Origin of the sequence: Pandoraea nosoerga (assembly GCF_902459585.1) — a bacterium.
Lineage (GTDB): Bacteria > Pseudomonadota > Gammaproteobacteria > Burkholderiales > Burkholderiaceae > Pandoraea > Pandoraea nosoerga.
Genome location: NZ_CABPSC010000003.1, coordinates 104293 through 129883 on the forward strand (window position 1 = coordinate 104293; position 25591 = coordinate 129883).

General features: G+C 66.8%; 23 protein-coding genes. 12 read left to right on the forward strand and 11 right to left on the reverse strand.

The genetic code is table 11. From position 1 onward, the window contains the following. Window positions 1–98: 98 nt before the first annotated feature. Window positions 99–1574 carry a sodium:solute symporter family protein gene (locus PNO31109_RS05390; RefSeq protein ID WP_150554618.1) on the reverse strand — a complete coding sequence of 492 codons (1476 nt, stop codon included), beginning with the start codon at window positions 1572–1574 and terminating at the stop codon, window positions 99–101. After that, entirely contained in the window at window positions 1571–1792 is a 222-nt protein-coding gene (locus PNO31109_RS05395) for a DUF3311 domain-containing protein (protein WP_150554619.1), read from the reverse strand. The genes PNO31109_RS05390 and PNO31109_RS05395 overlap by 4 nt, the downstream gene beginning before the upstream one ends. A gap of 576 nt (window positions 1793–2368) precedes the next feature. Between PNO31109_RS05395 and PNO31109_RS05400 the strand changes: the two genes are divergently transcribed. Beyond that, window positions 2369–3181: a GntR family transcriptional regulator gene (locus PNO31109_RS05400; protein WP_241013910.1), complete on the forward strand. Its 813-nt coding sequence runs from the start codon at window positions 2369–2371 to the stop codon at window positions 3179–3181. 192 nt (window positions 3182–3373) lie between these two features. Further along, the gene (locus tag PNO31109_RS05405; RefSeq protein ID WP_150554620.1) at window positions 3374–4675 is read left to right on the forward strand and encodes a UDP-N-acetylglucosamine 1-carboxyvinyltransferase; all 1302 of its coding nucleotides are present in this window, start codon (window positions 3374–3376) and stop codon (window positions 4673–4675) included. Here the strand turns inward: PNO31109_RS05405 and PNO31109_RS05410 are convergent, their stop codons facing one another. From PNO31109_RS05410 to PNO31109_RS05420, 3 genes are all read right to left on the reverse strand, one after another. After that, window positions 4676–6040: an MFS transporter gene (locus PNO31109_RS05410; protein WP_150554621.1), complete on the reverse strand. Its 1365-nt coding sequence runs from the start codon at window positions 6038–6040 to the stop codon at window positions 4676–4678. An 83-nt stretch (window positions 6041–6123) separates the two neighbouring features. Further along, window positions 6124–6777, reverse strand: a complete 654-nt coding sequence (locus PNO31109_RS05415) for a DUF4286 family protein (RefSeq protein WP_150554622.1) — start codon at window positions 6775–6777, stop codon at window positions 6124–6126. A gap of 237 nt (window positions 6778–7014) precedes the next feature. Further along, complete coding sequence (locus PNO31109_RS05420; RefSeq protein ID WP_150554623.1) at window positions 7015–7968, reverse strand: LysR family transcriptional regulator; 954 nt, start codon at window positions 7966–7968, stop codon at window positions 7015–7017. A gap of 292 nt (window positions 7969–8260) precedes the next feature. Between PNO31109_RS05420 and PNO31109_RS05425 the strand changes: the two genes are divergently transcribed. The 4 genes from PNO31109_RS05425 to PNO31109_RS05440 all read left to right on the forward strand — a co-directional run bounded on the left by PNO31109_RS05425 (window position 8261) and on the right by PNO31109_RS05440 (window position 11210). Continuing rightward, a complete protein-coding gene (locus tag PNO31109_RS05425; protein WP_150554624.1) occupies window positions 8261–8473 on the forward strand; it encodes a hypothetical protein in 213 nt (70 codons plus the stop codon). A gap of 67 nt (window positions 8474–8540) precedes the next feature. Beyond that, the gene (locus PNO31109_RS05430; protein WP_150554625.1) at window positions 8541–8885 is read left to right on the forward strand and encodes a hypothetical protein; all 345 of its coding nucleotides are present in this window, start codon (window positions 8541–8543) and stop codon (window positions 8883–8885) included. A gap of 117 nt (window positions 8886–9002) precedes the next feature. Continuing rightward, a complete protein-coding gene (locus tag PNO31109_RS05435; protein ID WP_150554626.1) occupies window positions 9003–10307 on the forward strand; it encodes an O-antigen ligase family protein in 1305 nt (434 codons plus the stop codon). Between the two features lie 9 nt (window positions 10308–10316). Beyond that, window positions 10317–11210, forward strand: coding sequence for a glycosyltransferase family 2 protein (locus PNO31109_RS05440; protein WP_150554627.1), 894 nt, complete (start codon window positions 10317–10319; stop codon window positions 11208–11210). A 155-nt stretch (window positions 11211–11365) separates the two neighbouring features. On the opposite strand, the gene PNO31109_RS21845 is transcribed toward PNO31109_RS05440, so the two are convergent. Together PNO31109_RS21845 and PNO31109_RS05445 are read right to left on the reverse strand one after the other, a co-directional pair. Further along, entirely contained in the window at window positions 11366–11536 is a 171-nt protein-coding gene (locus PNO31109_RS21845) for a hypothetical protein (RefSeq protein ID WP_174966276.1), read from the reverse strand. A gap of 103 nt (window positions 11537–11639) precedes the next feature. Further along, a complete protein-coding gene (locus tag PNO31109_RS05445; RefSeq protein WP_206111653.1) occupies window positions 11640–12692 on the reverse strand; it encodes a YeiH family protein in 1053 nt (350 codons plus the stop codon). Window positions 12693–12915: 223 nt separating this feature from the next. On the opposite strand from PNO31109_RS05445, the gene PNO31109_RS05450 reads away from it, so the two are divergent. Next, the gene (locus PNO31109_RS05450) at window positions 12916–13587 is read left to right on the forward strand and encodes a 2-hydroxychromene-2-carboxylate isomerase (protein WP_150554628.1); all 672 of its coding nucleotides are present in this window, start codon (window positions 12916–12918) and stop codon (window positions 13585–13587) included. A 44-nt stretch (window positions 13588–13631) separates the two neighbouring features. Here the strand turns inward: PNO31109_RS05450 and PNO31109_RS05455 are convergent, their stop codons facing one another. The 4 genes from PNO31109_RS05455 to yfiR form a co-directional block, all read right to left on the reverse strand. Beyond that, on the reverse strand, window positions 13632–14834 hold the full coding sequence (locus PNO31109_RS05455; protein ID WP_150554833.1) for an SGNH/GDSL hydrolase family protein: 1203 nt from the start codon (window positions 14832–14834) through the stop codon (window positions 13632–13634). Window positions 14835–15162: 328 nt separating this feature from the next. Next, window positions 15163–15732 (reverse strand): outer membrane lipoprotein YfiB, encoded by a 570-nt coding sequence (yfiB, locus tag PNO31109_RS05460; protein ID WP_174966277.1) that lies wholly within the window; start codon window positions 15730–15732, stop codon window positions 15163–15165. A 184-nt stretch (window positions 15733–15916) separates the two neighbouring features. Further along, window positions 15917–17167: a diguanylate cyclase DgcN/YfiN gene (dgcN, locus tag PNO31109_RS05465; RefSeq protein WP_150554835.1), complete on the reverse strand. Its 1251-nt coding sequence runs from the start codon at window positions 17165–17167 to the stop codon at window positions 15917–15919. A gap of 212 nt (window positions 17168–17379) precedes the next feature. Further along, a complete protein-coding gene (gene yfiR, locus PNO31109_RS05470) occupies window positions 17380–18006 on the reverse strand; it encodes a regulatory sequestration protein YfiR (RefSeq protein ID WP_241013681.1) in 627 nt (208 codons plus the stop codon). A gap of 529 nt (window positions 18007–18535) precedes the next feature. Here yfiR and PNO31109_RS05475 point away from each other — a divergent pair. The 5 genes from PNO31109_RS05475 to bcaP all read left to right on the forward strand — a co-directional run bounded on the left by PNO31109_RS05475 (window position 18536) and on the right by bcaP (window position 25523). Then, window positions 18536–20212 (forward strand): putative bifunctional diguanylate cyclase/phosphodiesterase, encoded by a 1677-nt coding sequence (locus PNO31109_RS05475; protein ID WP_306440552.1) that lies wholly within the window; start codon window positions 18536–18538, stop codon window positions 20210–20212. Window positions 20213–20409: 197 nt separating this feature from the next. Continuing rightward, on the forward strand, window positions 20410–21099 hold the full coding sequence (locus PNO31109_RS22110) for a cupin domain-containing protein (protein WP_241013680.1): 690 nt from the start codon (window positions 20410–20412) through the stop codon (window positions 21097–21099). Window positions 21100–21291: 192 nt separating this feature from the next. Next, the gene (locus PNO31109_RS05485) at window positions 21292–22398 is read left to right on the forward strand and encodes an S-(hydroxymethyl)glutathione dehydrogenase/class III alcohol dehydrogenase (RefSeq protein ID WP_150554630.1); all 1107 of its coding nucleotides are present in this window, start codon (window positions 21292–21294) and stop codon (window positions 22396–22398) included. Between the two features lie 240 nt (window positions 22399–22638). After that, window positions 22639–23367, forward strand: coding sequence for an SH3 domain-containing protein (locus tag PNO31109_RS05490; protein ID WP_241013679.1), 729 nt, complete (start codon window positions 22639–22641; stop codon window positions 23365–23367). 722 nt (window positions 23368–24089) lie between these two features. Further along, window positions 24090–25523 (forward strand): branched-chain amino acid transporter BcaP, encoded by a 1434-nt coding sequence (bcaP, locus tag PNO31109_RS05500; protein ID WP_150554632.1) that lies wholly within the window; start codon window positions 24090–24092, stop codon window positions 25521–25523. Window positions 25524–25591 lie beyond the last annotated feature (68 nt).

The following is a 25591-nucleotide window of genomic DNA, read 5'->3' on the forward strand; positions in this document are numbered from 1 at the left end:
TCCTCAATTTCAATGTGCAGCGATGAATGCAACGGAAAAGGCAGAACGCCGCACGGGCGCGCGGCGAGCTGCCATGCCGGTCAAGCGGCCGGGGCGCCTCAGGCGCCCTGCGCCAGCGACGCGGCGACGTTGCGCGAGCGCGTGAGCAGGCTCACCAGCACGAAGGTCGCGCCATTGACCGCAAGCGCCACCAATCCCATGTTGATCGACGCGAGCGTGGCCGACGCGCCCGGCAAGAGCGTGCGCAGGTTGACGTCGAAGCCGACTGCCGCCAGCAGTACGACGGCCCCCGCGCCGATGCCGGCAAACGCGCCGTACTTGTTGCCGAACGGACGCGGCAGCAGGCTCGCCACGAACGACGGGAACAACTGCGTGAGCAGGCTCGAGGCGAACAGCGCCAGCGCCACGAACGTCGCCCCGCCGCGCAGCACGAAGAACACGGCGACCAGCCCGAACAGCGGCAGCACGCGCTTGGCCAGCTTGCCGACGAACGCATCGCTCGCCTGCGGCGCAAAGCCGTCGCGGTAGATGTTCTTGGCGATCAGCGTGGACGCGTTGAGCAGGATCATCGAACCCGGCACGAGCGCGGTCAACACCCCGACGCCGCCGATCACGCCCACGAACCACGGCGAGAACGTCTGCTTGACGATGCGCAGCAGCGCGAGGTCCGAGTCGGCGCCCGCGAGTCCCGGCACTTGCAGAATCGCCGCGAAGCCCACGAAGAACATGAAGGCGATGACCATCTGATAGAGCGGCATCAGAATCGTGTTCTTGCGCACCGCGCTCTCGGTCTTGGCCGCGTACACCGACGTGAAGACATACGGGTACAGGTAATAGCCGAGCGACGTGAGCAGGATCGTCGAGTTGTACCAGGACAGCGTCAGCCCGCTCGTGGGCATCTGCAGGAAGCCCGGGCGCGCCGCTTCGATGCGATCGAACATCTCGCCGAAGCCGCCGTAGTAGTGCAGCGGCAAATAGATGCCGAGGAAAGCCGCAATCACGAGAATCAGGATGTCCTTGTAGATCGCAATGCTCGCCGAGCCGTGGATGCCCGAGACGGTGATGTAGAGCACCATCGCGATCGCCCCGCACCAGATCGCCAGGGCTGGCGAAATCGTGCCGTAGGACGCCTCGGAGACGATGATGCCCAGCCCGCGCAACTGGATGATCAGCAACGCGCTCATGCCCAGCACGGCCACCACCGAGACGATTACGCCCATCGCCCGCGAGCGGTACGCCGTAGCGAAGAAATCGGAGAACGACACGCAACCGTGGCGCGTGGCATGACGCCATGCCGCCGGGAGCATCCAGTAGCCCAGCAGATAGGCGAGCGCACCGTAGGCGAGGATGTAGAACGCGGGCGGCCCCTTGCTGTAGGCCCAGCCGCTCGCGCCCAGAAACGTGAACGTCGAAAAGGCCTCCCCGGCCATCAGGAGAAAGACGAGCAGCGTGCCGAAGCCGCGGCCGCCCACAGCCCATTGCTCGAGACTCATCGTGCGCCCGCGACGCGCGCGCAGCCCGACGAAGAGCGCGAATGCCAGAAATGCCGCAATCACGGCGAGCGCGGCATTCATGATGCGCCCCCGTCGCGGTGGTCGGCGCGCGGCGCGTCGCGCGAACCGTCGAAGCGGAACATCACCACCATGACAAGCGAGGTCAGCAGCAACCAGGTGATGTTCCAGGTCATCAGGAACGGCAGCCCGGCAAGCCGGGTGCCGACGTGTTCGGCGAGCCAACCGCCGCCGTAGAAGGCCGCGACAGGCAGCGCGGCCAGGCAATGTACGGGTTTCATGACGTCTCCAGCCCCAAGGAATTCAAAAGGCGCCGCCCCCACCGGTATCACGGCGGGGGCGGCGCGGCCATGGCTTCGTCCACTTCGCGAGCGCCCGGTGTGGCTGACAAGTCGCGTCGAATTGCCATATCATCAACCAAACACAACAAAATGGTTAACCATTTTTGTTGACCATTATCGGTAACGATTTGCCGGAATGCAAGGCCGGTGTGCCGGGAGGGAGGAAAACCGAGGGTTAACCGAGAGTTAACGGGAAGGAGAGCGCGGGAAGGAGAGCGCGGGAAGGAGAGCGCGGGAAGGAAGAGCGGGAAAAAAAGAAAGAACGGGGAGAGTGATGAAAGCGTGGCCGGGAGATTGGCGGGACGAATTGAAGCCAATCGGGACAAAAGCGAGACGAAAACAAGGCGAAGGCGCGATTCGAAGGCTGCCGCCTCGGACGGGTACAATGCGCCCCACGCCCATGTGAAACGGCACGAGACGCCGTCCGGCGCCGGCCAGACTGGTGGCGAGCGAACGGCGCTTGAGCGCCCCGCTGCCCGGGTTTCGCGGGGTGAACGATTTTCAGGGAGGTCAGGCTTGAGCCGCACCGCAGCACCGGCGTCGTCGCACGACGCTTTCCCCGCCGGCACCCCGTCCGGCGCAGATCCCGGGCCGGCGCGCCCCGAGCGGGGCGACGTCGCGCCGGGCAGCGCCGGCCAGCAGATCGAGGCGCGCGTCTACGCCGCCATCTCGCGGGCGCTGCTCTCCGGCAAGCTGCGCCCCGGCATGCCGCTGCGCGAGCGCAATCTCGCACAGGCGTTCGACTGCACCCGCGGCGCGGTGCGCAAGGTGCTCGCCAGACTGGGCTTCGAGGGCAAGCTCGTGCTCGAGCCCAACCGCGGGGCCTTCGTGCCGCAACCCTCGCTCGACGACATCCGCCAGACATACCGGGCGCGACGCGTGCTCGAGACTGGCGTGATCGCCAGCATTTGCGGCCGCCTGAGCGCAGACCAGCTCGCCATTCTGGACGATCACGTCGCCACGGAAGCGCGCTCGCATGCCGACGGCACGCACGAGCGGTCCATCCAGCTCGCGGGCGAGTTCCATCTCAAACTGATCGGCATGGCCGACAGCGCCGAGCTCGATGCCTTCGCGCGTGCGCTCGTCGCCAAGACCGAGCTCTACAAGGCGCTGTACGATCCGGCCGAATTCATGCATTGCGCGCCGACCGAGCACGCCCGGCTCGTGGGCCAGTTGCGCGAGGGCCGTACACCGGCCGCCACAGCGCTTGCCACCGCGCATCTCGACGAGCTCGAAGCTCGCGTGCTCAAGCGGGCCGCCGCCGCGGAGACGCCCGACTTTCGCGCCATCTTCGCCGAAGCGTTCGCGACAGGCGCGCCGCGCGCATGAGCCCGCCGCGCGCGAATCCGTTGTGTGTGAATGCGTGGTGTGAATGCGTCGCGCGTCAAGCCGACGCGGCATTCCCGCCACGGCTCAGGGGTCGCATCGCACGCATTGCACAATCGGGGTATATTTCGCCTGTTTGCGACGGGCGCCACGCCCGATCCCCCTCGCCTGACGCATGAAGCCCGAAGGAAGCCCATGTCCCATCTGGTAGTCCACGGCGGCCAGCCGCTACGCGGCCGCATCACCCCCTCCGCCAACAAGAATGCCGTTCTCCCGGTGCTGTGCGCCACGCTGCTCACCGACCAGCCGGTGCGCCTCATCGGCGTGCCCGAGATCACCGACGTTCGCAAGATCCTCGACATCTTTCGCCAGCTCGGCAGCGACGTGAGCGTCGATTTCGACACCGGCACGCTCGAGCTCCACCATCGCAACACCAAATTCGACCCGCGCACCGACCATCTGCCGGAAGAGATGCGCTCGTCGATCATGCTGGTGCCGCCGCTGCTCGCGCGTTTCGGCGTGGCGCGCATCGAGGACAACATCAAGGGCTGCACGCTCGGCGTGCGTGAGATCGACCCGCACATCGAAGTGCTGCGCCATTTCGGCGGACGCGTGGAGCGCACCGAAGGCTCGCTGCTCATCCATGCCGACGACGCGCGTCCCGCCATCCACCACTGGCTCGACTACGCGTCGGTGACCACCACGGAGAACTTCGTGCTGTGCGCGGCGAGCGCCAACGGCCGCTCGCAACTCAACAACGCCGCCTCCGAGCCGCACGTGCAGGAGTTCTGCCGCTTCATGCAGATGCTCGGCGTCCCCATCGAAGGCATTGGCACGTCGCAGCTCGCCATCGAGGGCGTGACACGCTTCGGCGGCGGCGAATTCCGCTTCGCAGAGGACTTCCACGAGATCACGACGTTTCTCGCGCTCGGCGCCATCACCGGGGGCGAAATCACGGTCAAGAACACGGCGCCCGAGCAGTTCCCGCTCATCGACCGCACGTTCGCCAAGTTCGGCGTGAAGGTCGAACACCGCGACGGCTGGTCCACCGCCACGGCGCAGGGCAAGCTCAAGGTGCAGGCGCCGTTCACGCAGAACATTCTGACGAAGGTCGAAGCGGCGCCATGGCCGTACTTCCCGGTCGATCTGCTGCCGATCTTCATTGCGCTGGGCGTGAAGGCCGAAGGCAGCGCCATGTTCTGGAACAAGGTGTACGACGGCGCCATGGGCTGGTCGACCGAACTGTCGAAATTCGGCGCGCATGTCTTCCAGTCGGATCCGCATCGCCTCATCACCTTCGGCGGCGTGCCGCTCACGCCGGCCGTGGTGGAGAGCCCGTACATCATTCGCGTGGCGATCGCGTTGCTGATGGTGGCGGCCAGCATCGAAGGCCAGTCGACGATCAAGAACGCGCAGCCAATCCGACGTGCGCACCCACACTTCGTGGAAAACCTCTGCTCCGTGGGCGCGAACGTCGTCTGGTCGACGCCGGAATAGTCAGTCCCTGAGCGGCTCGTGCGCCGTCTCGCGTGCGGCGACGAGCGCAATCGCCGTGACGGCCAGCGCAGCCGTCACGTACAGCGACACGGACACCGTCGTGCCGTATTCCTTGTACAGACTCACGATGATGAGCGGCGCGAAGCCGCCGCCGAGTATGCCGGCGAGCGTGTAGGCCAGCGACGATCCGGCATAGCGCACACGCGTCGGGAACTGCTCCGTGACGAAAGCGGCCTGCGGCCCGTACATGATCGCGTGGATCACCAGACCGATGACCACCGACAGCACGATCAGCGCCGGGTTCAACGTGTCGAGCAGCACGAAGAATCCATAGGCCCAGATCGCCGCGCACAGTACGCCGAAGCCATACACCGGCCGGCGACCAAGCTTGTCGGAAAGCGCGCCGAACAGCGGCACGGTCAGCGCGTTGAACGCAGTACCGACGAGCACGGCGGTGAGCGCCAGCGGACGCGACAGATGCAGCGTGCCCGTCACGTAAGTCAGCGTGAATACCACCATCAACGCATAGAGCACGTCCGAGCCGATACGCGAGCCGCCGGCGATCAGCAGGTGGCGCCAGTGCGAACGGAACACGTCGGCGATCGGCATTTGCGCCTGACGATCCGAGTGCGCCATCTCTTCGAACAGGGGCGTTTCCTCGACGCCGCGTCGCACCCACAGACCGAACGCCACGAGCACGAGGCTCAACAGGAACGGCACGCGCCAGCCCCACGACAGGAAGTCGTCGGGCGAAATCGACAGCGTGATGAGCGCGATGAGGCCCGTGGCGAGCAGCGTGCCGAAAGACGGGCCGACCTGCGTCCACGACGCATTCAGGCCGCGCTTGCGCTGATCGCCGTGCTCGACCGAGAGCAGTACCGCACCGGCCCATTCGCCGCCGAGGGCAACGCCCTGCACGAACCGCAGCGCCACGAGCAGCACCGGACTCCAGATGCCGATGGCCGCATACGTCGGCAGCAGCCCCATGAGGCCCGTGGTCACGCCCATGACCACGAGCGTCAGCACGAGCACGGCGCGCCTGCCGATCTTGTCGCCCAGGTTGCCGAACACGAAGCCGCCGAGCGGGCGCGAGACGTAGCCGACGGCGTATGTCGAGAGCGCCAGGATCGTGCCGGCCAGCGGGTCGACCGACGGGAAGAACAGGCGGTTGAACACCAGCGCGGCGAGTGTGTTGTAGACGGTGAAGTCGTACCACTCGAGCGTGGTGCCGACCATGCTGGCCGTGGCTAGGCGCCCTTTCTTCGAGCGCTGCGCGTGCGCGGTGGCGGCGGTGGCGGCGGTGGCGGCGGTGGCGGCGGTGGCGGCGGTGGCGGCGGTGGCGCGCGTATTGGAATAGGTCGTCATGGATGTCTCCAGTGAGTCCGTGAGTTCCGGGGGAAGGGAAGAACGCAGAACGGGGGAACGGGGGAACGGGGCGAGGACCGGGGTCAGTCGCCGTTGGCGCCAAGACGCCACAGCATTGCGAAGCGGGTCACTTCCGCAGCCGGCACGCCATGCGCCGCGGCAAGCGCTTCGGCAGCCGTGCGCACGGCGTCGGGGTCCGTCCCCTCGATGAGCACCACGGCGTCGGCAGAGGGCGGGAGAGCATCCGCTGCCGTGAGAGAGACCGACAGCGCGGGCACCGTCACTTGCAGGGTGGCGCGCACGACTGCGTCGGTCTGCGCGATTTCCGCGAGCTGAGCGTCGAGGCGCGGGCGCGCCTGCTGCACGGTCGTCTCCGGCAGCACGAAGGCAGCCAGCATGCCGCCCTGCCCTTCGCCGGCTTCCACGTCGAGCGTGCCGACGCGGCGCTGCGTGTGCCGCATGCGCGAGAAGTTGCGCAGCGACCATTCCGTCTGATGCGTGAAGGCGCGCGTGTACGGCTCGCTGGTGAAGACGCCGGCGTCCTGCGTGCAGTAGAGCGCGAGGTACGGACGCGCCGTGTCGTGCAGCGCCTTGAAACGACGGGCGAACCGGAAGCCGGGAATCGCCACACGTTCCTGCATGTGTTCGCGGTCGTACCAGCGATTGAAATCGGCTTCGAAGGCCGGATCGATATTCGTCCAGATACAGAGTTGGGCGCGCGGGAGGGTTGCAGTCATGAGCAGTCCATCGGTTTCGAACAATCGGGAGACCGGCCGGCGCTCAAGGCGCGAGGCTCGGCCGTCCGGGCGAGTGTGCAAAACGAGGGAAAACGCGTCCAACAAGAAATCAAATTCGCCGCGACAGCAAATTCTTATGACTGCCGCAAAACCCTTGCATGACAGGCTCAACGACCGTATTGGGCCCGGCGCGGGCGGGATTGCGCGACGCCGTGGCGCGGAAATACGTCGGGCCGCTCAGGACTCGCCGTCACCCCACGCGGGCGCGGTCATGGCCGCCGCGGGCGGAATCGCAATGTCCGGGCCCATATTGAGCGCGAACTCGCTGGCGGTGCGTTGCGCAAGGCGTGCAACGTTCTCGGCGAGCAAGGCGCCGGTGCGAAACGAGCCGACGAGCGGCAGATTGGGGAAGTTCGCATTCACGCGCAGCAGGTGCAGGCTATGCTCGCCGAGTTCGCGCTGGATGATGGCCGGCGGCAGGATGGCGACGCCGAAGCCATCGGCCACGAGGCGGATGATCGCCGCGACCGAGGTCATGCAATTGACGCGCACGGGCCGTTCGGCGGCGACCGAGAACATGCGCTCGAGGGTCTTGTGCGGGCCGGAATGGCGCGAGAAGCTGACCAGCGGATAAGCCGCCAGGTCTGCCACGTCCAGCGTCTCGCCTTCGAGATTCAGCTTGGGGCTCGCCACCCAGCGCATCGGAAATTCCGCGAGCACCACGTTTTCGATTCCTGTGCCGTTCTGTATGTCCGTCTGCAACACGAGGTCGAGCGAGCCGGCTTCGAGTTGCTTGCACAGGTTGATGGTCGTCTCGCTGGTGACTTCGATCTCGAGTTGCGGATATTCACGGTGAATGCGAGCGGCCAGATCAGGAAACCAACTATGCACGATCGACTCGACCACGCCGATCTTGAGCACGCCCGGCGGCATGTCCGGGTCGCTCAGTTCGCGCTTCATCTCCTGGCCGAGCATCACGATGCGCTCGGCATACGCCAGCGCTTTTTGCCCCGCCGCGGTAAGCGTCACCTCGCGGGCGCTGCGATCGAACAGGCGCACCCCGAAACTCTGCTCGAGCGACGCGATGCGACTGGACACCCCCGCCTGCGTGGTGTGCAGACGCTCGGCCGTCAGCCGGAAATTGCGAAGCTTGGCGAGCCAGACGAAGGTTTCGAGAAAGCGCAGATTCATGCGGGATAACAGCGGAGCATGCCCGGGAGTCGTCCATTCTAGCGGGAACGAAAAACGCAACCCCGCGCTTGCAGCGTATGGGTGAGCGGTCACGCTGTTACGTCCGGACGCTCCCGCGATGTTTCGCGATGTTTCGTTTCCGTAACGTTTTCGCCCGCCCACTCCTTCGACGCCATGCGCCAACTCCTTAGAAATCAAGCGGTTGAGCGTGCCGAACGCTCTGGCACGGGATTTGCAAATACTTGGCCAACGGCCCCGTCGAGGCCGGAGGGCCGAATCCTTGGAGACCGTCATGGCAACCGCCCATTTCCGCCGACCGCATCCGACAGTGGAACTCGCGCGCTGCGTGTTCCGGCAGCACTACATCCGCATCATGCAGGCCGACCAGCCCGGCAGCTACGCGGTGCTCGTGGACATTTGGCCGATGGACGGCCGCACATTCTCCAGCATCGATCAGGCCAAACACGCGGCAATGCTGTTCATCCGCGACATGGAAAACGAGTGAGTCCACACCGGCGTCGCTCGCGCCAGCGGCCCTGGCGCGCAGCGTGCGCCCCCAAAAGACGAGACCGATGAAACCTCACCACCTCCCCCTCGGCGTCGAACGCCACGCCCGATCCGTCCTGGCGCATGCGGCCACGCGCCAGGAAGTCGTGCTCGATCCCACGAGCGACCCCTATGCGCGTGTCGCGGTCGAGGCCTATGCCGAAGCGTGCGCTCACGACCAGCCTTGGCTTGCCGAAGCGCTGCAGCGCCAGTACCGGCTCGCGGGCGGTACACCGTCGAGCGCCGCGGCACTCTGGCGGTCGTTTCACGCAGCGCAACGACAGGCAAGAGAAAGCGATTCGTATGACGAGGCGGCGTGGACTCACGTGGCACTGCATCTGTGCGGCGTGCTGGGGGCGATGAATCTCTAGCCGGCCCTGGCGCGCGGCGCAAGCGGCGTTGTTGCCGAAGATTCACAAAAGCGCGGCGAGTGAGGCATTTCTGGCATACTTCGTGCAAAGTAAATTACGAAGTTTGCACCTCGCCCAATGAGCAAGTTTCCCGCGCCGGTTCGATGTCTGAACCGGCACCTCATCGCCAGTATTTTCGGCACGCTGATCCTGTTATTTCCCGCCGCCGCGCTGGTTGTGCCGCGCGGAGGAAACACGGTGATGTTTCTGACCGTGGCGCTGGCGGCCGCCGTGCTGTGGGCGGACCGTCGATGGGGTGAGATCCGAACGCTCGTCAGCGCCGACCTTGGCGTTCGCGTGCTCGTCATTTCGCTGGTCTTGCCGTTTTTCGGCGTCCTGCTGACCGAGACACTCCACGGAAAAGTCGTCTCGAATACCCTTGATTCTCCCGTTCGTTTCCTGCTTGCCGTCATCGTATTTTTCGGACTGCGCCGGCTCGTCGACGCCATACCCAAGTGGGTCGATCTCACGTTCGGCGTGGGTGCCGTCAGTGCGGCGGCCATGGCGTTGTATTCGACGGCCGACCTTCTCGCACCGCGCGCCGGAAGCACGTTCCTGAATCCGATTCACTTCGGCGACATCGCGCTATTGCTCGGCATCCTCTCGGTAGTATCGATTCACTGGCTCTCCCATGACAGGCCTTGGACCGTGGCGTTCAAGCTCCTCGGTGGCGCTGCCGGTTGCTATGCCTCCGTGGCAAGTCAATCGCGAGGCGGATGGATCGCCTTGCCCTGCCTGCTCGTGGTTTGGCTGCTGTGGCGCAGGCATCCGATGAGCATGGCGCGCCGGGTGACGATCGCCGCTGTCGCCATCGTTCTGCTCGCGAGCGCTTTCACGTCGCGGACTGTTCGCGAGCGGTTTGTCTCCGTCCAGACCGACCTCACCAGCCTGTCCGCGGGGCATCCGGATACGTCTACCGGCATTCGACTCGAATTGTGGAAGGCCGCCGGCCAGCTCATTGCGGACCATCCGATCCTCGGCCTCGGCGCTCATGGCTATCGCGACGCCATGCCCACGATGGCCAAGGAAGGCGTGCTCACGCCCACTGCGGCCGACTACGGCATGGGCGAAGTCCACAATCAGGTGCTGGCGTATTTCGTCGACTACGGACTGCCCGGCCTGCTGGCGATCCTTGCCGTCTATGTCGGCCCGGCCTGCTTCTTCATCCGTGCGGCCAGGCTCACCCACAGCCCGCGAGCCCACCGAGCGGCGCTCATGGGGCTGATGACCGCCGCCGCCTTCGCCATCTTCGGGTTGACCGTCGAGACGTTCAATCTAAAGGTGACGGTGGCCTTTTACGCGACGATGCTGGCATTATTCGCAGCATTCGCCTGTCCCGCCGTCCCCGACGACGCCTCGCCGCCCGCCTCACGTCAACGCTAGAACCAGAGCATGCTGAGCATCCTGATCCCCACCTGGAACAACCTGCCGTTCCTCAAGCTGTGCATCGATAGCGTTCGCCGCCATTCGCGCGAGGCGCACGAGATCCTCGTTCATGTGAACGACGGCAGCGACGGCACGCTCGACTGGGTGCGCGAGCAGGGGCTGCGCCACACGCACAGCCGCGGCAACGTCGGGGTATGCCTCGCGCTCAATCAGCTCGCACCGCTCGCGTCGCACGATCAGTTGCTCTTCCTGAACGACGACATGTTCGTCACCCCCGGCTGGGACACCGCGCTGACAGACGCCGCACGCGCGCTCGACACGCCCGTGTACTACCTGTCGTCGGTGATGATCGAGCCGAATGCCGGCGTCAGCAAGCAGGTGGTCTCGCGGGACTTCGGCACGACGGTCGAAACGTTCGACGAGGCAGGACTGCTCGCCTTTGCCGCGTCGCTCGGGCGCGGCGATGTGAATGGCGTACCAACGCAGCCCACGCTCGTGAGTCGCAGTCTGTGGCATCTGGTGGGGGGGTACAGCATCGAATTCGGCCCGGGCATGAGCAGCGACGACGACTTCCTCATGAAGCTATGGCTGGTCGGCTGCCGCACGTTCCGCATCGTCGGCAAGAGCGTGGTCTATCACTTTGGCTGCCGCTCCACCGGCCGCGTCGTGAAAAACCGCGGCAGCCGCGAATTCCTCATGAAATGGGGCATGACGCAGGCCGAGTTCAAGCGCGACTACCTCGAGCTGGCCGGCACGCCGGCCGGCAACGCGCTGCCCAACGTCCCCCAGCCGAGCGGCAAAAGCCGCATCAAGCGCGCGCTGCACGGCAGCAAACCCTACCCGCTCGAAGACCTCGCGCGTTGGGACGCCAACGTGCCCGACCACCTAGAACTGGACTGACGCGCGCCGCGTCCCCCGTTCGCCGACCGGCAGCGGTCGGCCGCCCCTCAGTTGCCCCTCAGTTGCCCCTCAGCCGTCTCGCTTCACGGCATCGCGGAAATGTCCGGAATGTCCGGAATGTCGGGAATGTCGCCACGTAGGGAACGCAGGGAACGTCAACGGCGTGGATGGCGAATCCTCGCCCAGGCGTGCTCGAGACGCTGCACAGCACGATGATCGTGATGTTGCGTCCACCACCGTCCGACTTCCCAGACCATTCCGGCCAGCAGGGCGATGAGCGCGAGCGCGCCGATCGTGTACCAGATTTCACCGAATGAGGTTGCCATGTTGGCCTCCCGAAAATGCGTCACGGAGGCCCGCCGGCCGTCCGTGATTGCATTCTAGGCGAGACTGCCCGGCTTTCCCGCCGGATCTACCCTCGGGTCGGCATCACAGCTGCCCCATCATGAGTTGCACGCCGAGGCTGCTCACCGACACCGCGGCCCATACGCCCAGCCCCAGCAGGATCGGCCGCACGCCTGTCGACGCCATCCGGCGCAGGTTCGACGACAGGCCGATGGCCGTGAGCGCCACGATGATCAGGAACTCGGCGGCGTCATGAATCCACGGCTGCAGGGCAGCCGGCACGAACCCGGCGGTGCGCACGCCCGAGGCGATGAGAAAGCCCAGGATGAACCACGGGAAGATGCGGGCGAGGCTGAAATTGCCCGCGCCGGCGCGCTTGGCGCGGTAAGCGACGATCGCGGCCAGCGTCAGGCAGATCGGAATGATCAGCGTGGCGCGGGTGAGCTTGACGATGGTCGCGTAATCGCCGGCCGCCTTGCTGTAGCTATAGCCAGCCGCGACCACCGACGACGTGTCGTTGATGGCCGTGCCCGCCCACATGCCGAAGCCGAGATCCGACAGATTGAGCATGTGGCCGAGCATCGGGAACAGCAGTACGGCTGCAATGTTGAACAGGAAGATGGTCGAGATCGCGAAGGCGGTCTCGTGATCGTCCGGCTTCACGATCGGCGTGACGGCCGCGATGGCGGAGCCGCCGCAAATGGCCGTTCCTACGCCGATGAGCAGCCTGAGTTTGTCGCCCACGCCCAGCAGACGTCCCAGCCCCCACGCCGACAGGCCGGCCGCGGTGATCGTGACGGCCGTCACGGCCAGCGACTCGAGCCCGGTGTGCGCCACTTGCGACAGGCTCAGACCGAAGCCGAGCGCGATGATCGACCATTGCAGCACGTACTTCGAGGCGAATTTGATGCCGGCCTCGTAGCGCGCACCGGGCGAGAAGATATTGCGAACGAGAATGCCGAGGAGGATGCCGAACACCGGGCCGCCCACCAGCGGCATCTGGCGACCGAGCAACAACGCGACGAACGCAATGGCGGTCGAGAGCAGCAGACCCGCCCACGGATTGTGCTGATCCGGCACCAGCGTGTCGGGCCGACTGGCCGCGCCAGGGCGGGCGGTGTGGGTTTTGGTTGTCATGGCAGGCACTCCGATGGAATGACTGCAAGTCTAAAAACTCCGCTTCAATAATAAAAATCGTTATATCGGATACAAAACATCCAGAAATTGGATAATTTGCATCCTCTCGAGGACGCTTGCCGTAACACACTGAATTCGTCCTCTCTCCCCGGTGCGCATCGCCCGCTACACTGTGTCCGATCCGCAAAAGAAATCGTCAGGATTCCCCTCAGGAGACAGTTCCATGTCGCAAGCCGCCCACAACGCCGACAACGTCCCACTGCGCGCCCAGTGGTATTTCGATTTCGCCTCCCCGTTCTCGTATCTTCAGTTCGAGCGGTTCCACACGCTGCCGCCCGACCTCGACATCGAGCTCAAGCCGATCGTACTCGGCGCGATCCTCGCGCACCTGCAGACGCAGGGGCCGGCGGAGACGCCGTACAAGCGCCTCTTCACCTACCGCATGGCGCAGTTTCGCGCCGAGCAGGACGGCATTCCCTATCGCATGCCGCCCGTGCATCCATTTCATCCAATTCGCGTGCTGCGGCTGGCCGTCGCGCTGGGCGCCACGCGCGACGTCGTGCGAGCGATCTTCCGCTTCATCTGGGCCGAGGGGCGCGACGTCACCGACGCCGGCGAATGGCAGGTGTTGAGCGAGCGGCTGGGCCTGTCGGGCGACGATGCCATTGCGCGGGCGGAGGCGCCCGAAGTGAAGGCCGCGCTGCGCGAGAACACCGAGCGCGCCATCGCGTCGGGCGTCTTCGGTGTGCCGACCTTCGCTCACGACGGGCAACTGTACTGGGGCGACGACGCCACCGACATGTTCCGGCATTGCCTCGCGCATCCTGACTGGCTGCGCTCGCCCGAGGTCGCGCGCCTGGAGCGCGTGACGGTCGGTGTGCGACGCGAGCGCTGAGCCCGCGTCGTGCTCACGTCGTGCTCACGCCGTGGGCACGCGAATCATTTCGCCCCGCCGAGCACGAGCGGCAGCGGCACCGCCTCGGCCATCGCCGCGTAACCGGCGTCGCTCGGATGCGTGCCGTCGCCGCTGTCCAGGCGCGGCAGCATGCGTGTGGGCTGGGCCGGGTCGCGCAGCGCCGCGTCGAAGTCGATCACACCGTCGAACGCGCCGCCGGCACGCACCCATTGATTGACGGCCTCGCGCACGGCTTCGCGCTCGGGCGGGAGCTTGCCCGGCGCAATGGTCGTCCCGAGGATCCGGATGCCGCGCGCGCGCGCCGCCGCGATCAGCGACTGGTAGCCCGCGATCATTTCCTGCGCGGTGACGATCACGTGCGGCACGTCGCAATCGAGCCCGGCGTGCGGCGGCACATACCCGAAGTTGATGTCGTTGATGCCGATCTGCACGATCACCGTGCGCACGCCGGGCTGCTCGAGCGCATCGCGCCGAAAGCGCGCGACCAGGCGCTCGCCGTAGCAGGCCGAGTCGTGCAGCAGGCGATTGCCGCTGATGCCCAGATTGAGCACGGCGACGTCGCGACGGCCCGCGCTTTCGAGGCGCCGGGCCAGCACGTCCGGCCAGCGGCGATTCGCGTTGAGCGTGCTGCGCATGCCGTCGGTGATCGAGTCGCCGATCGCGACGATGGCCTGCGCAGGCGTGTCGGGCACCACGCTCACGCCCGCGAGCCAGAGCGTGTTGGTAAAGCGTGTCGGGAAGCGCGATGCCTTCGCCTCGTCGACGAAGTCGCCCGCGACGCTCAGAAATGCGCTCTGCTGCGCGATCTTGTGCCATGTCGTCGGTGAGCGCGCCTCGCGAGTGAAGAGGCTGATGGCAAGCGGGGCGCCGGCGCGCACGGCGAACGGCAGCGGATCGCTGTCCATCGATGCCCCCGGCGCGATCCGGGCCACCGGTTGACCGTTGAAAGTGAGTGGCCGAGCCGTCGCGGCGTCGATGGCGGCGCCGCGCAACGACAGCGCCACGCCCGCGCGCTCGATGACGAGCGGCTGAGTGCCGTAGGCGTTGCTCAGGCGCACCCGCATCTCGTTGCCTGAGAGCGTCGGGTAGACGATCTGGCGCACGGTCCGACCGCCCGCGGCCGGCGCCCGGTTGAACGACGGGGCGGCCGGATGCTGCGCCACGGCCTGCGGCGCCGTGGCCCACGTGCCCACGCGCGCATTCTCGGCGAGCGCCGCGGGCGTCATGCCCGCCGCGGCCGCGCACAGGACCCAGGCCAGTGTCAGGGACAGGGCGCGGCGCAAGGGCCGCTGGCCAAGGGCCGCGCAGAACCGGCAGCGCCGGAAAAGCGAGGAGAGCGGGGAGAGCCGGGAAATCAAGGACATCGGGAATGTCGGGGCCGTCGGGAGCATTGCGACAAGAAGAGGCGGTTGCGCCGAAAACCTCCGGCGACAGCCGACATTGTGCCTGATCGCAGCTTGCGGCAAGCACCCGCCGCGCCGTTGCTGCCCCGTGTCGCGCGGGCTGGGCGGAGGGGGCGGGGCCGAGCGGGGCCGGGCCGTGGGTGGCGGAACGTCAGCGCGTCGAGATCACGATCGCCACGCGGCGATTCTGCGCGCGTCCGGCCGGCGTGCTGTTATCGGCCACCGGATTGCGTTTGCCTGCACCGATCGTCTGGATTCCGGCGCGACGCATGCCGGCGTCGACCAGCACTTCGGCCACGGCCTCGGCGCGACGCGCCGAGAGCTGCTCATTGTAGACGTCGCTGCCCACGGAGTCCGTGTAGCCGTACACGCGCACGTCATTCAGTCCGACTTTCACCAGCGTGCGGCCGATGCGAGTGACGGTCTGGCGCGCGGCATCGCGCACCACGAACTTGTCGGTATCGAACAGGACGGTGTCGGCCATGCCGAACTCCCAGCCCTCGTCAGTCTCGACGAAGCCCTCCGCCTTGAGAGCGGCGATCTGTTCGGCGCTCAGGCCGTGGACGGGAGTGGTCTGGCAACCGGCCAGTGCGCCGAGCCCCACGAGGCAGGCAAGTGCCACGAAGCGGCGTGCCCGGACTCCCAGGCGGGCGAGTCGGCCGACGACGGGCACAACGCCGTGCACCACGAGGCGCACCAGGAAGCGCACCACGAAGCTCATAACAAGGTGCAAAGCGCGCGCGGCTGGCGTGCGATGCAGGCGGTGAGTGTCAACAGCGAAGTCCACGGTAAGTCCCCATTGCAATGTGTGATCCGGTCGTCATTTATGGTTATGGTGATACTCGATCTGGCTGCCGCGCGAGGCCTCATGCGAGCCAACCGAGGTCACGCGAGTTCATGCCAGTTCATGCGAGATGCTTTGCGACGTGCCAGGTGCCGACGCCGGCCCGCTTGGCCTGATACATGGCGGCATCGGCCGTGCGCAACAGTCCCGGCGCATCGGTCGCGTGATTCGGATACAACGCCACGCCGATACTCATCGACGTGGTGACCTCGCTGCCGTCGGGCAGCGGGATCGGCTTTTCCATTGCCGCGAGCAGGCTTTGGGCGAGCCGCACGGCGTTCGACGTCTGGCGCACGCCGGGCAGCATCACGGCGAACTCGTCGCCGCCGAGCCGGGCCACCAGATCGCCTTCGCGCAGCGGCTGGCGCAGACGCTCGGCGATCGCCACGAGCACCGCATCGCCCGCATTGTGGCCCAGCCGATCGTTGATCTCCTTGAACCGGTCGCTGTCGAGGTACAGCAGCGCGACGTGCGTGCCGAGCTCATGGGCGTCGCTCAGCGCCTGGGCAAGACGCGCCTCGAAGTACCCGCGATTCGGCAATCCGGTCAACGGATCGTGATTGGCCTGATGCGCGAGCGTGGCGTTTTGCGCCCGAAGATGGTTCTGCCACCCCTCGAACTCGTCGAGCAGGGCGTTGAAGTCGTCGCCCAGTTCCTTGAGTTCGGCCAGCGGCGTGGGCGCCACGCGCTGATGGAACGCACGCTCGCGGCGCACGGCATGCGCGACTTCCGCCAGCGCACGCAACGGCTTGACGATGTCGCGGTGCATCCGCTTGGCAAGCACGTTCGCCACCGCGAACGTTACCAGCAGACACGCGAGTACGCCACCCACGCCGCTCAATAGGAATACGAAGAACTGGTGCCCCTGCCCCTGCACTTCGATCTGGCCGACGATCTTGCCGTCGTGGCGGATCGGCAGCGTGACCGGTCCGGGCAGGGCAATGTCGGCAACGGTTCGTTCCACGCGTGCGAGCGTGCCGCCGTCCGGTCGCCGCCACAGGGCGAATTGCGCGCCGTTGGCGTCGAGAACCCGCACCTGCACCACGTCTTCGTCGTTGGCGATGACGGCAATGCCCTCCTGCGCGGCAACGCGATCGCCGAACACCACGGCCGCCTCGGCCGTGTAGGCGAGCGAGCGGCCGAGCAGCAACAAATTGTTCTCGGCGTAGGCGCGCAGCGCGATCCAGGCCACGAGCGTGAGCGAGACGGCGGCCAGTACCACCGCGGAGACGGCCAGGCGCAGGTGCGTGCGTCGCAGCACGCCTTGCAATGAAGGACGGCGACGGCGACGCGGCGATGGCGCCCCCGGCATGGCCGCGTGGCTGTCGAGCGGCGGCGTGGCGGCCTGGCGCGACGCGCTGCTCGAGGCAGCGGACGCCGTCTCGCCGGCCGAACCGGGTGCGCCGGACGCATTGGATACACCGGGTGCGCCGGGCCGCGCCTCGGAGGCGAGCGGCGTCAGAAGGCCGGCCATCGAAGCGCCGGGGCCGGGGGGCAGAGTGGGGGTTGGGGGGCGTTGGGTCGTCATGGTGTCCCCGGTTTTCGCGCCAGCTTCAGCACGTTGGGGTGGACACGAACGCCGCTGCGCGCGACGGTGTCGAGGTTGATGTCGAAAGTCACCCGGTCGGGATCGACGTTCAGGCAGAACATCGTGCCGTGTGTGCACGAGTCATTGCGCTCGCTGATCGTCAGCATGGGGTGACCGGCGATGCTGGCAAGCACGTGCCGGCGTTCGGTGTCGCTCAGGGCGCCGAGATACAACGCGTCGCACGACGAAGCCATCGCGGGGTCGGCGACCGACATGCGCAGCGCTTCGACCGGCAAGCCGGTGCTGGGCAATGGTCCTGCGAGCAGCTCGCGTGCGTAATCGGTGCTGCCGCTCACGCAAAGGCGAACCTTGGCGGGAGCGGTCGGCCAGCGGGTGTAGCTGATGATGCCGAGCACCACCTGCCGCACGTTGGCCTCGCGCGTGAGATTCGCTGCCGGCGCGGCCGGCGCGCCCGACACTGCCGCCTGCGCCGTCTGCGCCGTCTGCGCCACGGCTGGCCCGACGGCAATCAGCGCTCCGGTGTACAGCGCAACGCAGGCGAGCGCGAGACGCACGCGCACGCGGGGACGCAGCCGGCGCTCCCGCCGGTCACGTCCCGCCATGCTGCTCGCCGATGTCCAGACGCAATGCAACGCTGTTTTCCTTTGCCGAAATTGCCGATATTGCCGGGTGCACACCGCCATGCCGGACCGAGGTACTGCGCGGGGCCCCCGCTCGAGTCAGGGCGCATCATACCGAAGGGCTCGCTCGCCGGCCATATGGGCAAGCCGCCGCCAAGACGCCATTGCTCCGTGCACGACTCGTCGCCGCGGTCGACTCCCCCATCATTTTCGACAGGCCGCGCAGTGTGTCGGAACAACGCACAGCATGCGCGAGACGAGACGTTTGGGAAAGCCCTCCCGTCCCCGCGTTTTCCCTTGTCCACAGCACTTTCCGACGTGGCACAATGGTGCGCATAACCTTTTGAAAAACAAGAGAAACCGAGCGCGCAGATCGCTCGATTTTCGAGATAAGCAGGGCGACGCCAGGGAGGTGTTGCATGACGTGCCGAAACCCCGCTGCGGGCGGCTTTCGGGGCGCGCGCGCATGAACGAGCCCGTGCCTCGTCGGGCACCCGACGTTCAAGCCGAATTGAGTCGCGCCGCGCTCGACAGCGCACCCTACGCCATGTTCGTCTGCAACGACGACGGCATGCTCGAGCGCGCGAACGCGGCGTTCACAAGACTCACGGGCCACCCGCCCGGCGACCTGCTGGGCAAGCGCAGCTTTCTGTCGCTGCTCGACCCGTCCGAACTGGCGCGCCGCCGCCTGCCCGCGCTGGCCAGCCTGTCGTCCGGCGAACCGGTGCCTTACGACGACGAATGGCATCTGCTCACGCGCACGCGCAGCTGGCTGCCCGTGCGCGTGGCCTTGTCCTGCGTCGAGCATGTGCCGGGCGAGCGGCGCTGGGTCGGCATCGTGCTCGATCTCTCGCAGCACGTCGAAGTGGCATCACGGCTTTGGTATGTCACCCATCACGACCCGGTCACGCGCCTGCCCAACCAGACGCTGCTCAACGAACGGCTCGAGCTGGCGATTCACCGGTGCGCTCGCCAGCAAGCCGGCCTGAGCGTGATGCTCATCGAGCTCGATCACCTTCGCCGGCTGCGCAGCACCTTCGGGCCGCCCGCGGCCGAGCTTGCACTGCGCATTGCCGCGGAGCGTCTGCGCGAGGCGGCCGGTCCGGAAGACGTCCTGGCCTGCCTGGGCGGCAGCCAGTTCGTGATCGTTACCAACGAGACGGGCGACGCGGCGCGCATGCTGGCGTCCAGGCTGCAGACGCGGCTCGCCCAATGGGCCGACGTCGACCATAGCGCCGTGACGCTCGACGCGAGCATCGGCGCGGTAAGCTATCCCGCGCACGGCAACACGCCGCAAACGCTGCTGCGCCGCGCGAACGTGGCGCTGTCCATCGCCATCGCAAACGGCGGCGGCCTGCGCTTTTTCAGCAGCGAGATGGACGCGCAGACGAAACGCCGCAACGAACTCGAGAGCCTGTTGCGCGTGGCCGTGCACGAACAGCCGCACACGCAGTTGCGTCTCGTCTATCAGCCGCAGGTGAGCTTGCCCGACGGTGAAATCCGCAGCGTGGAGACCTTGCTGCGCTGGCGCCATCCGGTCATCGGCGCGGTCGGCCCGGCCGAGTTCATTCCCATTGCCGAGACTTCCGGCATGATCCTCACGCTCGGCGAATGGGTGATGCAGACCGCGTGCCGTGAAGCGAGCCGCCTGCTGCGCCGCTGCGGGCGTTTGCCGCGCGTCTCGGTGAACGTCTCGGCGCAGCAGTTCGCGCGGCAGGATGTCGCGGCCATGGTCGAGCGCGCCTTGCGCACGCACGCACTGGAGCCCTCCCATCTCGAGATAGAGATCACGGAGACGGTGCTGCTCGGCGATTCGAGCGCCGCCCTCGGCTGCCTGCGCTCGCTGCGCGACCTCGGTGTGGAGATCGCCGTGGACGACTTCGGCACCGGCTACGCGAGCCTTGCCTACCTGACGCGTTTTCCCGTCAACCGCCTGAAGATCGATCAAAGCTTCGTGCGCGACATGCTCACGCATGCGCCGAGCCAGGCCATCGTGAGCGCGGTCATCGCCATGGCGCATTCGCTCGGCCTGCGCGTGACGGCAGAGGGCGTGGAGACGCAGGCGCAGGCGCAGCGCCTTGCCGAACTCGGTTGCGACGAGGCGCAGGGTTACTGGTTCGCGCGGCCCGTCGACATGCACGGGCTCTATCACATCGTGGCGCCGCTCGGCAGCGGGGCCCGCCGCTGAGGCCGGCGCCGGCCCTGGGCCCCTCCCTCCCCTTTCCCCTTCCCCTTCCCTTTCCCTTTCCCTTCCCTTTCCCTTTGGGGACCACGATGTTCGCGCCGCGACATGGCCCAGGCCGAACGTCGATTCTTGGCGCTACCGGACGGGACATCGGCTCAATAAGCTGAACGCCTTGAGCCTATGTCCCTGCGGAGAATCCCATGCTGCCCTTGCCCAAGTCACCCCGCTCGAGTCCATCATCGTCGACGCTGGCGGCGCATCGCTTTGCCGGCACTCTCGCGGCGCTCGGCGTCGCAGCGCTCGGTCTGGCGCTCACGCCGCCCGCGCAGCGCGCACTGCCCGGCTGGCTCGACGCACTGTGCAGCGTTGCCACGAGCGCGAATCAGGCGCTCGTACAACGCTTTACCGAGCCGCTGCCGGCGCCGTCCGCGAAGTCTTCGTCGCCGTCGCCGCTCTCGGCGTCGCCCGCGCCGTCGCGAGCTGCCGACGCTCGGCTCGCCGCGATGGCGAGCACCTCGGGCGGTGACGGCGCCGCGGCCCGTCCGGCAACGGTGCTCAAGCCGCTGTCGTGCGAACCGTTGGCGAACGCGCCGGGCAAGTCGGTGACCACGGCGATCGTCGAGTTTGCGCCGCTTGCCTACGCGCCTGCGCACCGCCATCCCGGGGCGGTAACGGCGGTGGTGATCGAGGGCACGATTCGATCGCAGCTCAATGCCGAGCCCGTCCACACCTATACCGCCAACCAGACCTGGTTCGAGCCGCCGGGCACGCTGCACACGCTGACGGAAAACCCCGACCCCACGCGTCGCGCGCGCCTGCTGGCCTTTTTCGTCACCGAGGAAAACTGCGGGCCGCTGACGATCTACGAGCCATCCGCGCGTCCGTCCTGAGCCCGGCGCAAGACGGCGACCAAGTCATGCGCGCGGCAATTCGCGTCTTGCAATTCACCTCTTGCAATTCCTGCCTCCGGCGCCGCATTTTCCGGCGGTACGGCGCGTGAGGACTCGCGCTCGACGGTAGAACGCGGTATGGTACGTCGCGAAGGGAATCCCCCGAACGACGTTGCAACGAGGAATATCGCCATGAAAACCAAAGCCGCCATTGCGTGGGAAGCGGGCAAGCCCCTGACCATCGAAGAAGTCGACCTGGAAGGGCCGCGCGCCGGCGAGGTGCTGATCGAGGTCAAAGCGACCGGCATCTGCCATACGGACTACTACACGCTTTCCGGCGCGGATCCGGAAGGAATTTTCCCGGCCATCCTCGGCCATGAGGGCGCGGGCGTGGTGGTGGACGTCGGCCCCGGCGTCACCACGGTGCAGAAGGACGATCACGTCATTCCGCTGTACACGCCCGAGTGCCGCCAGTGCAAGTTCTGCCTGTCGCGCAAGACCAACCTGTGCCAGGCCATCCGCAGTACGCAAGGCCGCGGCCTGATGCCCGACGCCACCTCGCGCTTCTCGCTCGGCGGCAAGCCCATCTTCCACTACATGGGCACGTCCACCTTCTCGAACTACATCGTCGTGCCCGAAATCGCCGTGGCGAAGGTGCGCTCCGATGCGCCGTTCGACAAGGTCTGCTACATCGGTTGCGGCGTGACCACCGGCGTGGGCGCGGTCGTCTATTCGGCCAAGGTCGAAGCGGGCGCTAACGTCGTGGTGTTCGGCCTGGGCGGCATCGGTCTGAACGTGATCCAGGGCGCCAGGATGGTCGGCGCCGACAAGATCATCGGCATCGACATCAATCCGGGCCGCGTCGAACTCGCGAAGAAGTTCGGCATGACGCACTTCATCAACCCGAAGGAAGTCGAGAACGTCGTCGACACCATCGTGCAGCTGACCGACGGCGGCGCCGATTACTCGTTCGAGTGCATCGGCAACGTCACGACCATGCGTCAGGCGCTGGAGTGCTGCCACAAGGGCTGGGGCCAGTCGTTCATCATCGGCGTGGCGGCGGCCGGGCAGGAGATCAGCACGCGTCCGTTCCAGCTGGTGACCGGTCGCGAGTGGAAGGGTTCGGCCTTCGGCGGAGCGCGCGGGCGTACCGACGTGCCGAAGATCGTCGACTGGTACATGGAAGGCAAGATCAACATCGACGACCTCATCACGCACACGCTGCGACTCGACCAGATCAACGAAGGCTTCGATCTGATGAAGCGCGGCGAGTCCATCCGCTCGGTCGTGCTGTATTGACCGCGGCGCAATGAAGGCATGGCGGCGTGGCGCCCGCGCCGCCTGAAATCGCCCGGGTGACGGAAGTCGCGGATGGCCGGGTGCAGTCACAAACGCCAATATTCCTGTCGCGTTTCGTTACACGATACTGAAAACTCACCATGGCGGGCGTCGGTCGAACCGGACATCAAGACTTCGGCCGGGTTGCCGCGGCGTGACGGTAACGCCGTTGCGCCGCACCGCCGACACAGGGAGACCGACATGAACCATTGGACCTTGCCACGCGTCCTCGCCGGCGCCGTCGCCATGGCGGCGATGGCGGCAATGACGGCTGCGCCGGAGGTGGCGTGTGCGCAGTCGGGCCAAGCGGTGATCAACTCGGCGGCCAACGTGCGCGCGGGCCCGGCGACCGACTATCCCGTCGTGGCGCAAGCCGCAGCCGGCATGCCGGTGACCGTATATGGCTGCCTGTCTGGCTACACATGGTGCGACATCGGCTTGCCGGGCACGCGCGGCTGGATCTATGCCGGGTTGCTGAGCTACCCGTATCAGGGCAGTCCGGTGCCGGTGCTCAACTACGGCACGATGATCGGGTTGCCGATCGTCACCTTCTCCATCGGCGCGTATTGGGGCAGCTATTACCGCAATCGTCCGTGGTATCACGACCAGCGGTACTGGCGCCGTCCCCCGCCGGGGCCGCGTCCGCCGCACTGGGGCGGACCGGGACCGAGGCCGCCGGGCCACTACCCGGGACCGGGCCCCCGTCCGCCCGGCGCAGGCCACGGGCCAGGACCGAGGCCACCGGGTCACGGCACAGGTCCGGCGCCTCGGCCGCCCGGCCACGGCGCGGGTCCGGGACCGGGGCGCCCCCCCGGCCATGGCGCCGGCCCGAGGCCTGGCGGACATAGTGGTGGACACGGGGGCCGTGGCGACCATGGCAGTGGTCATGGCCCTCGGCCGGGCAACGGCCCGGGCGGCCCGAACCGATGAGACGCCCGCGTCCAACAAGGGACAAGCAAGGGACAAGCAAAGGACAAGCCGCGGAAGCGGGCGGTGGTCGAGGGCGACGGAGCGATGCGCGGGTAGCGGTTTCAGGGGGTGCCGCCGCGACGTCCTGTACGACCGGCACAGCCAATACAGCCAATACAGCCAATACAGCCAATACAGCGAATATGGCGGATATGGCCGATACAGCGCATATGGCCCCAAATTCAGCGCCCGCTGCACGTGCATCCGCAAAAGCGCTTAAAATGTGTGCAATTCCGGCCAGGCGGAGGCGCCGACCAGGCGCCGATGGCCGGACCGCAGGACAGCGAGCCATGGCCCGGGCGACGCGCACGAGTTCGCGTGCCGGGCATCCAGCATCAAATCAAGACCATTCAGCAGACCTTTCTCCGGTGTGCCGACGCGTAGACGCGACGGTCACGACAGTCCGGCAGGATCCTCCGTAAGTCTCGATCGTGTTCGTCCCGCCCCGGCGTGTCATCCGCACGCCGTGGTTGCCTATCGCCATGGCGCGGCCAGCACGCCTGCCGCGTCGGCGCATGGACGAAGCTCGCCTTCCTGCGGCGATCCGCCAGGCATGGGAACGAGCGGCCACAAGCCCGGGGTGCCCTTGCAGCCAGGTCGCGGGATACGTCTCCCGTGAGTTTCCCCGTGGCGCGCATGACGTGAGCGCCAGCGGCATACGTTGCAGGAACCTTTTGCAGGTCATGAGTCTTTTTCGCACTAAAAACATCGAGAGCATGCTGGTTGCCAGCCGTACCGGCAGCCTGCGCAAAGTGCTGGGCCCCGTCGATCTCGTCCTGATGGGCATCGGCGCCATCATCGGCACCGGCATCTTCGTGCTCACCGGCACCGGCGCCCTCACCGCCGGCCCCGCCCTCACCCTTTCCTTCGTCATCGCGGCCACCGCATGCGGCTTCGCCGCCCTGTGTTACGCCGAATTCGCTTCGACGATTCCCGTCTCCGGCTCCATCTACACCTACAGCTACGCCACGCTCGGCGAGATCGTCGCGTGGGTCATCGGATGGGACCTGATGCTCGAGTACGGGCTGGCGTCGTCAGCCGTCTCCGTGGGCTGGTCCGGGTATTTTCAGTCGCTTGCCGCCGGCTTCGGCCTGCATCTGCCCAGTGCCATCACCGCGGCGCCCGGCAGCGTGCCGGGCGAGACCACCTTCATCAACCTGCCCGCCGTCGTGATCATGCTGCTCATCACATGGGTGCTGTCTTACGGCGTGCGCGAGTCCGCTCGCATCAACAACCTCATGGTCGCCGTCAAGATCGGCGTGGTGCTGCTGTTCATCGCGGTGGGCGTATGGCACGTCAAGCCAGCCAACTGGACGCCGTTCATGCCGTTCGGCACCAGCGGCATGTTCAATGCCGCGGCGCTCGTCTTCTTTGCGTTCATCGGCTTCGACGCCGTCACGTCCGCCGCCGAGGAGGTGCGCAATCCGGGGCGGGACCTGCCCATCGGCATCATCGGCTCGCTCATCGTATGCACGCTGTTGTACGTCGCCGTGGCCGCCATCATGACCGGCATCGTGCCGTTTGCCCACTTTGCGGGCATCGATCATCCCGTCTCGCTCGCGCTGCAGTACGCCGGGCAGAACTGGGTGGCGGGCTTCGTCGACCTGGGCGCCATCCTCGGTATGACCACCGTGATCCTCGTGATGACCTACGGGCAGACGCGCATCACCTACGCCATGTCTCGCGACGGCCTGCTGCCGCCCATGCTCTCGAGCATCCATCCGACACACAAGACGCCGTTCGCCGGCACATGGATCATCGGCGTGGTCTTTGCCGTCATCGCCGGCTTCGTGCCGCTGGGCGTGCTCGCCGAGCTCATCAACATCGGCACCCTGTCGGCGTTCGCGCTCGTGTCGGTCGCCGTGCTGGTGCTGCGCCGCACGCGTCCCGACCTGCCGCGCGCGTTCCGGGTGCCGGGCGCGCCCGTCGTGCCCCTCGTCTCCGCCGGTCTGTGCCTGTTCCTGATGGCGCACCTGCAAGCGGCCACGTGGATTGCGTTCATCGTGTGGCTCGCCATCGGCATGGTCGTCTACTTCACCTACGCGCGCCGCAACGCGCTGCTGCACAAGCGGGACGACGCGCGGAAGGCGCCGACCGCCGGGCAATCCCTGCCGTAACGCACTCCACCTGCCGGCCTCGCGCCCCGGCGCGAGAGCGCGTATAGTCCGGCACAGGCACGCGCCGC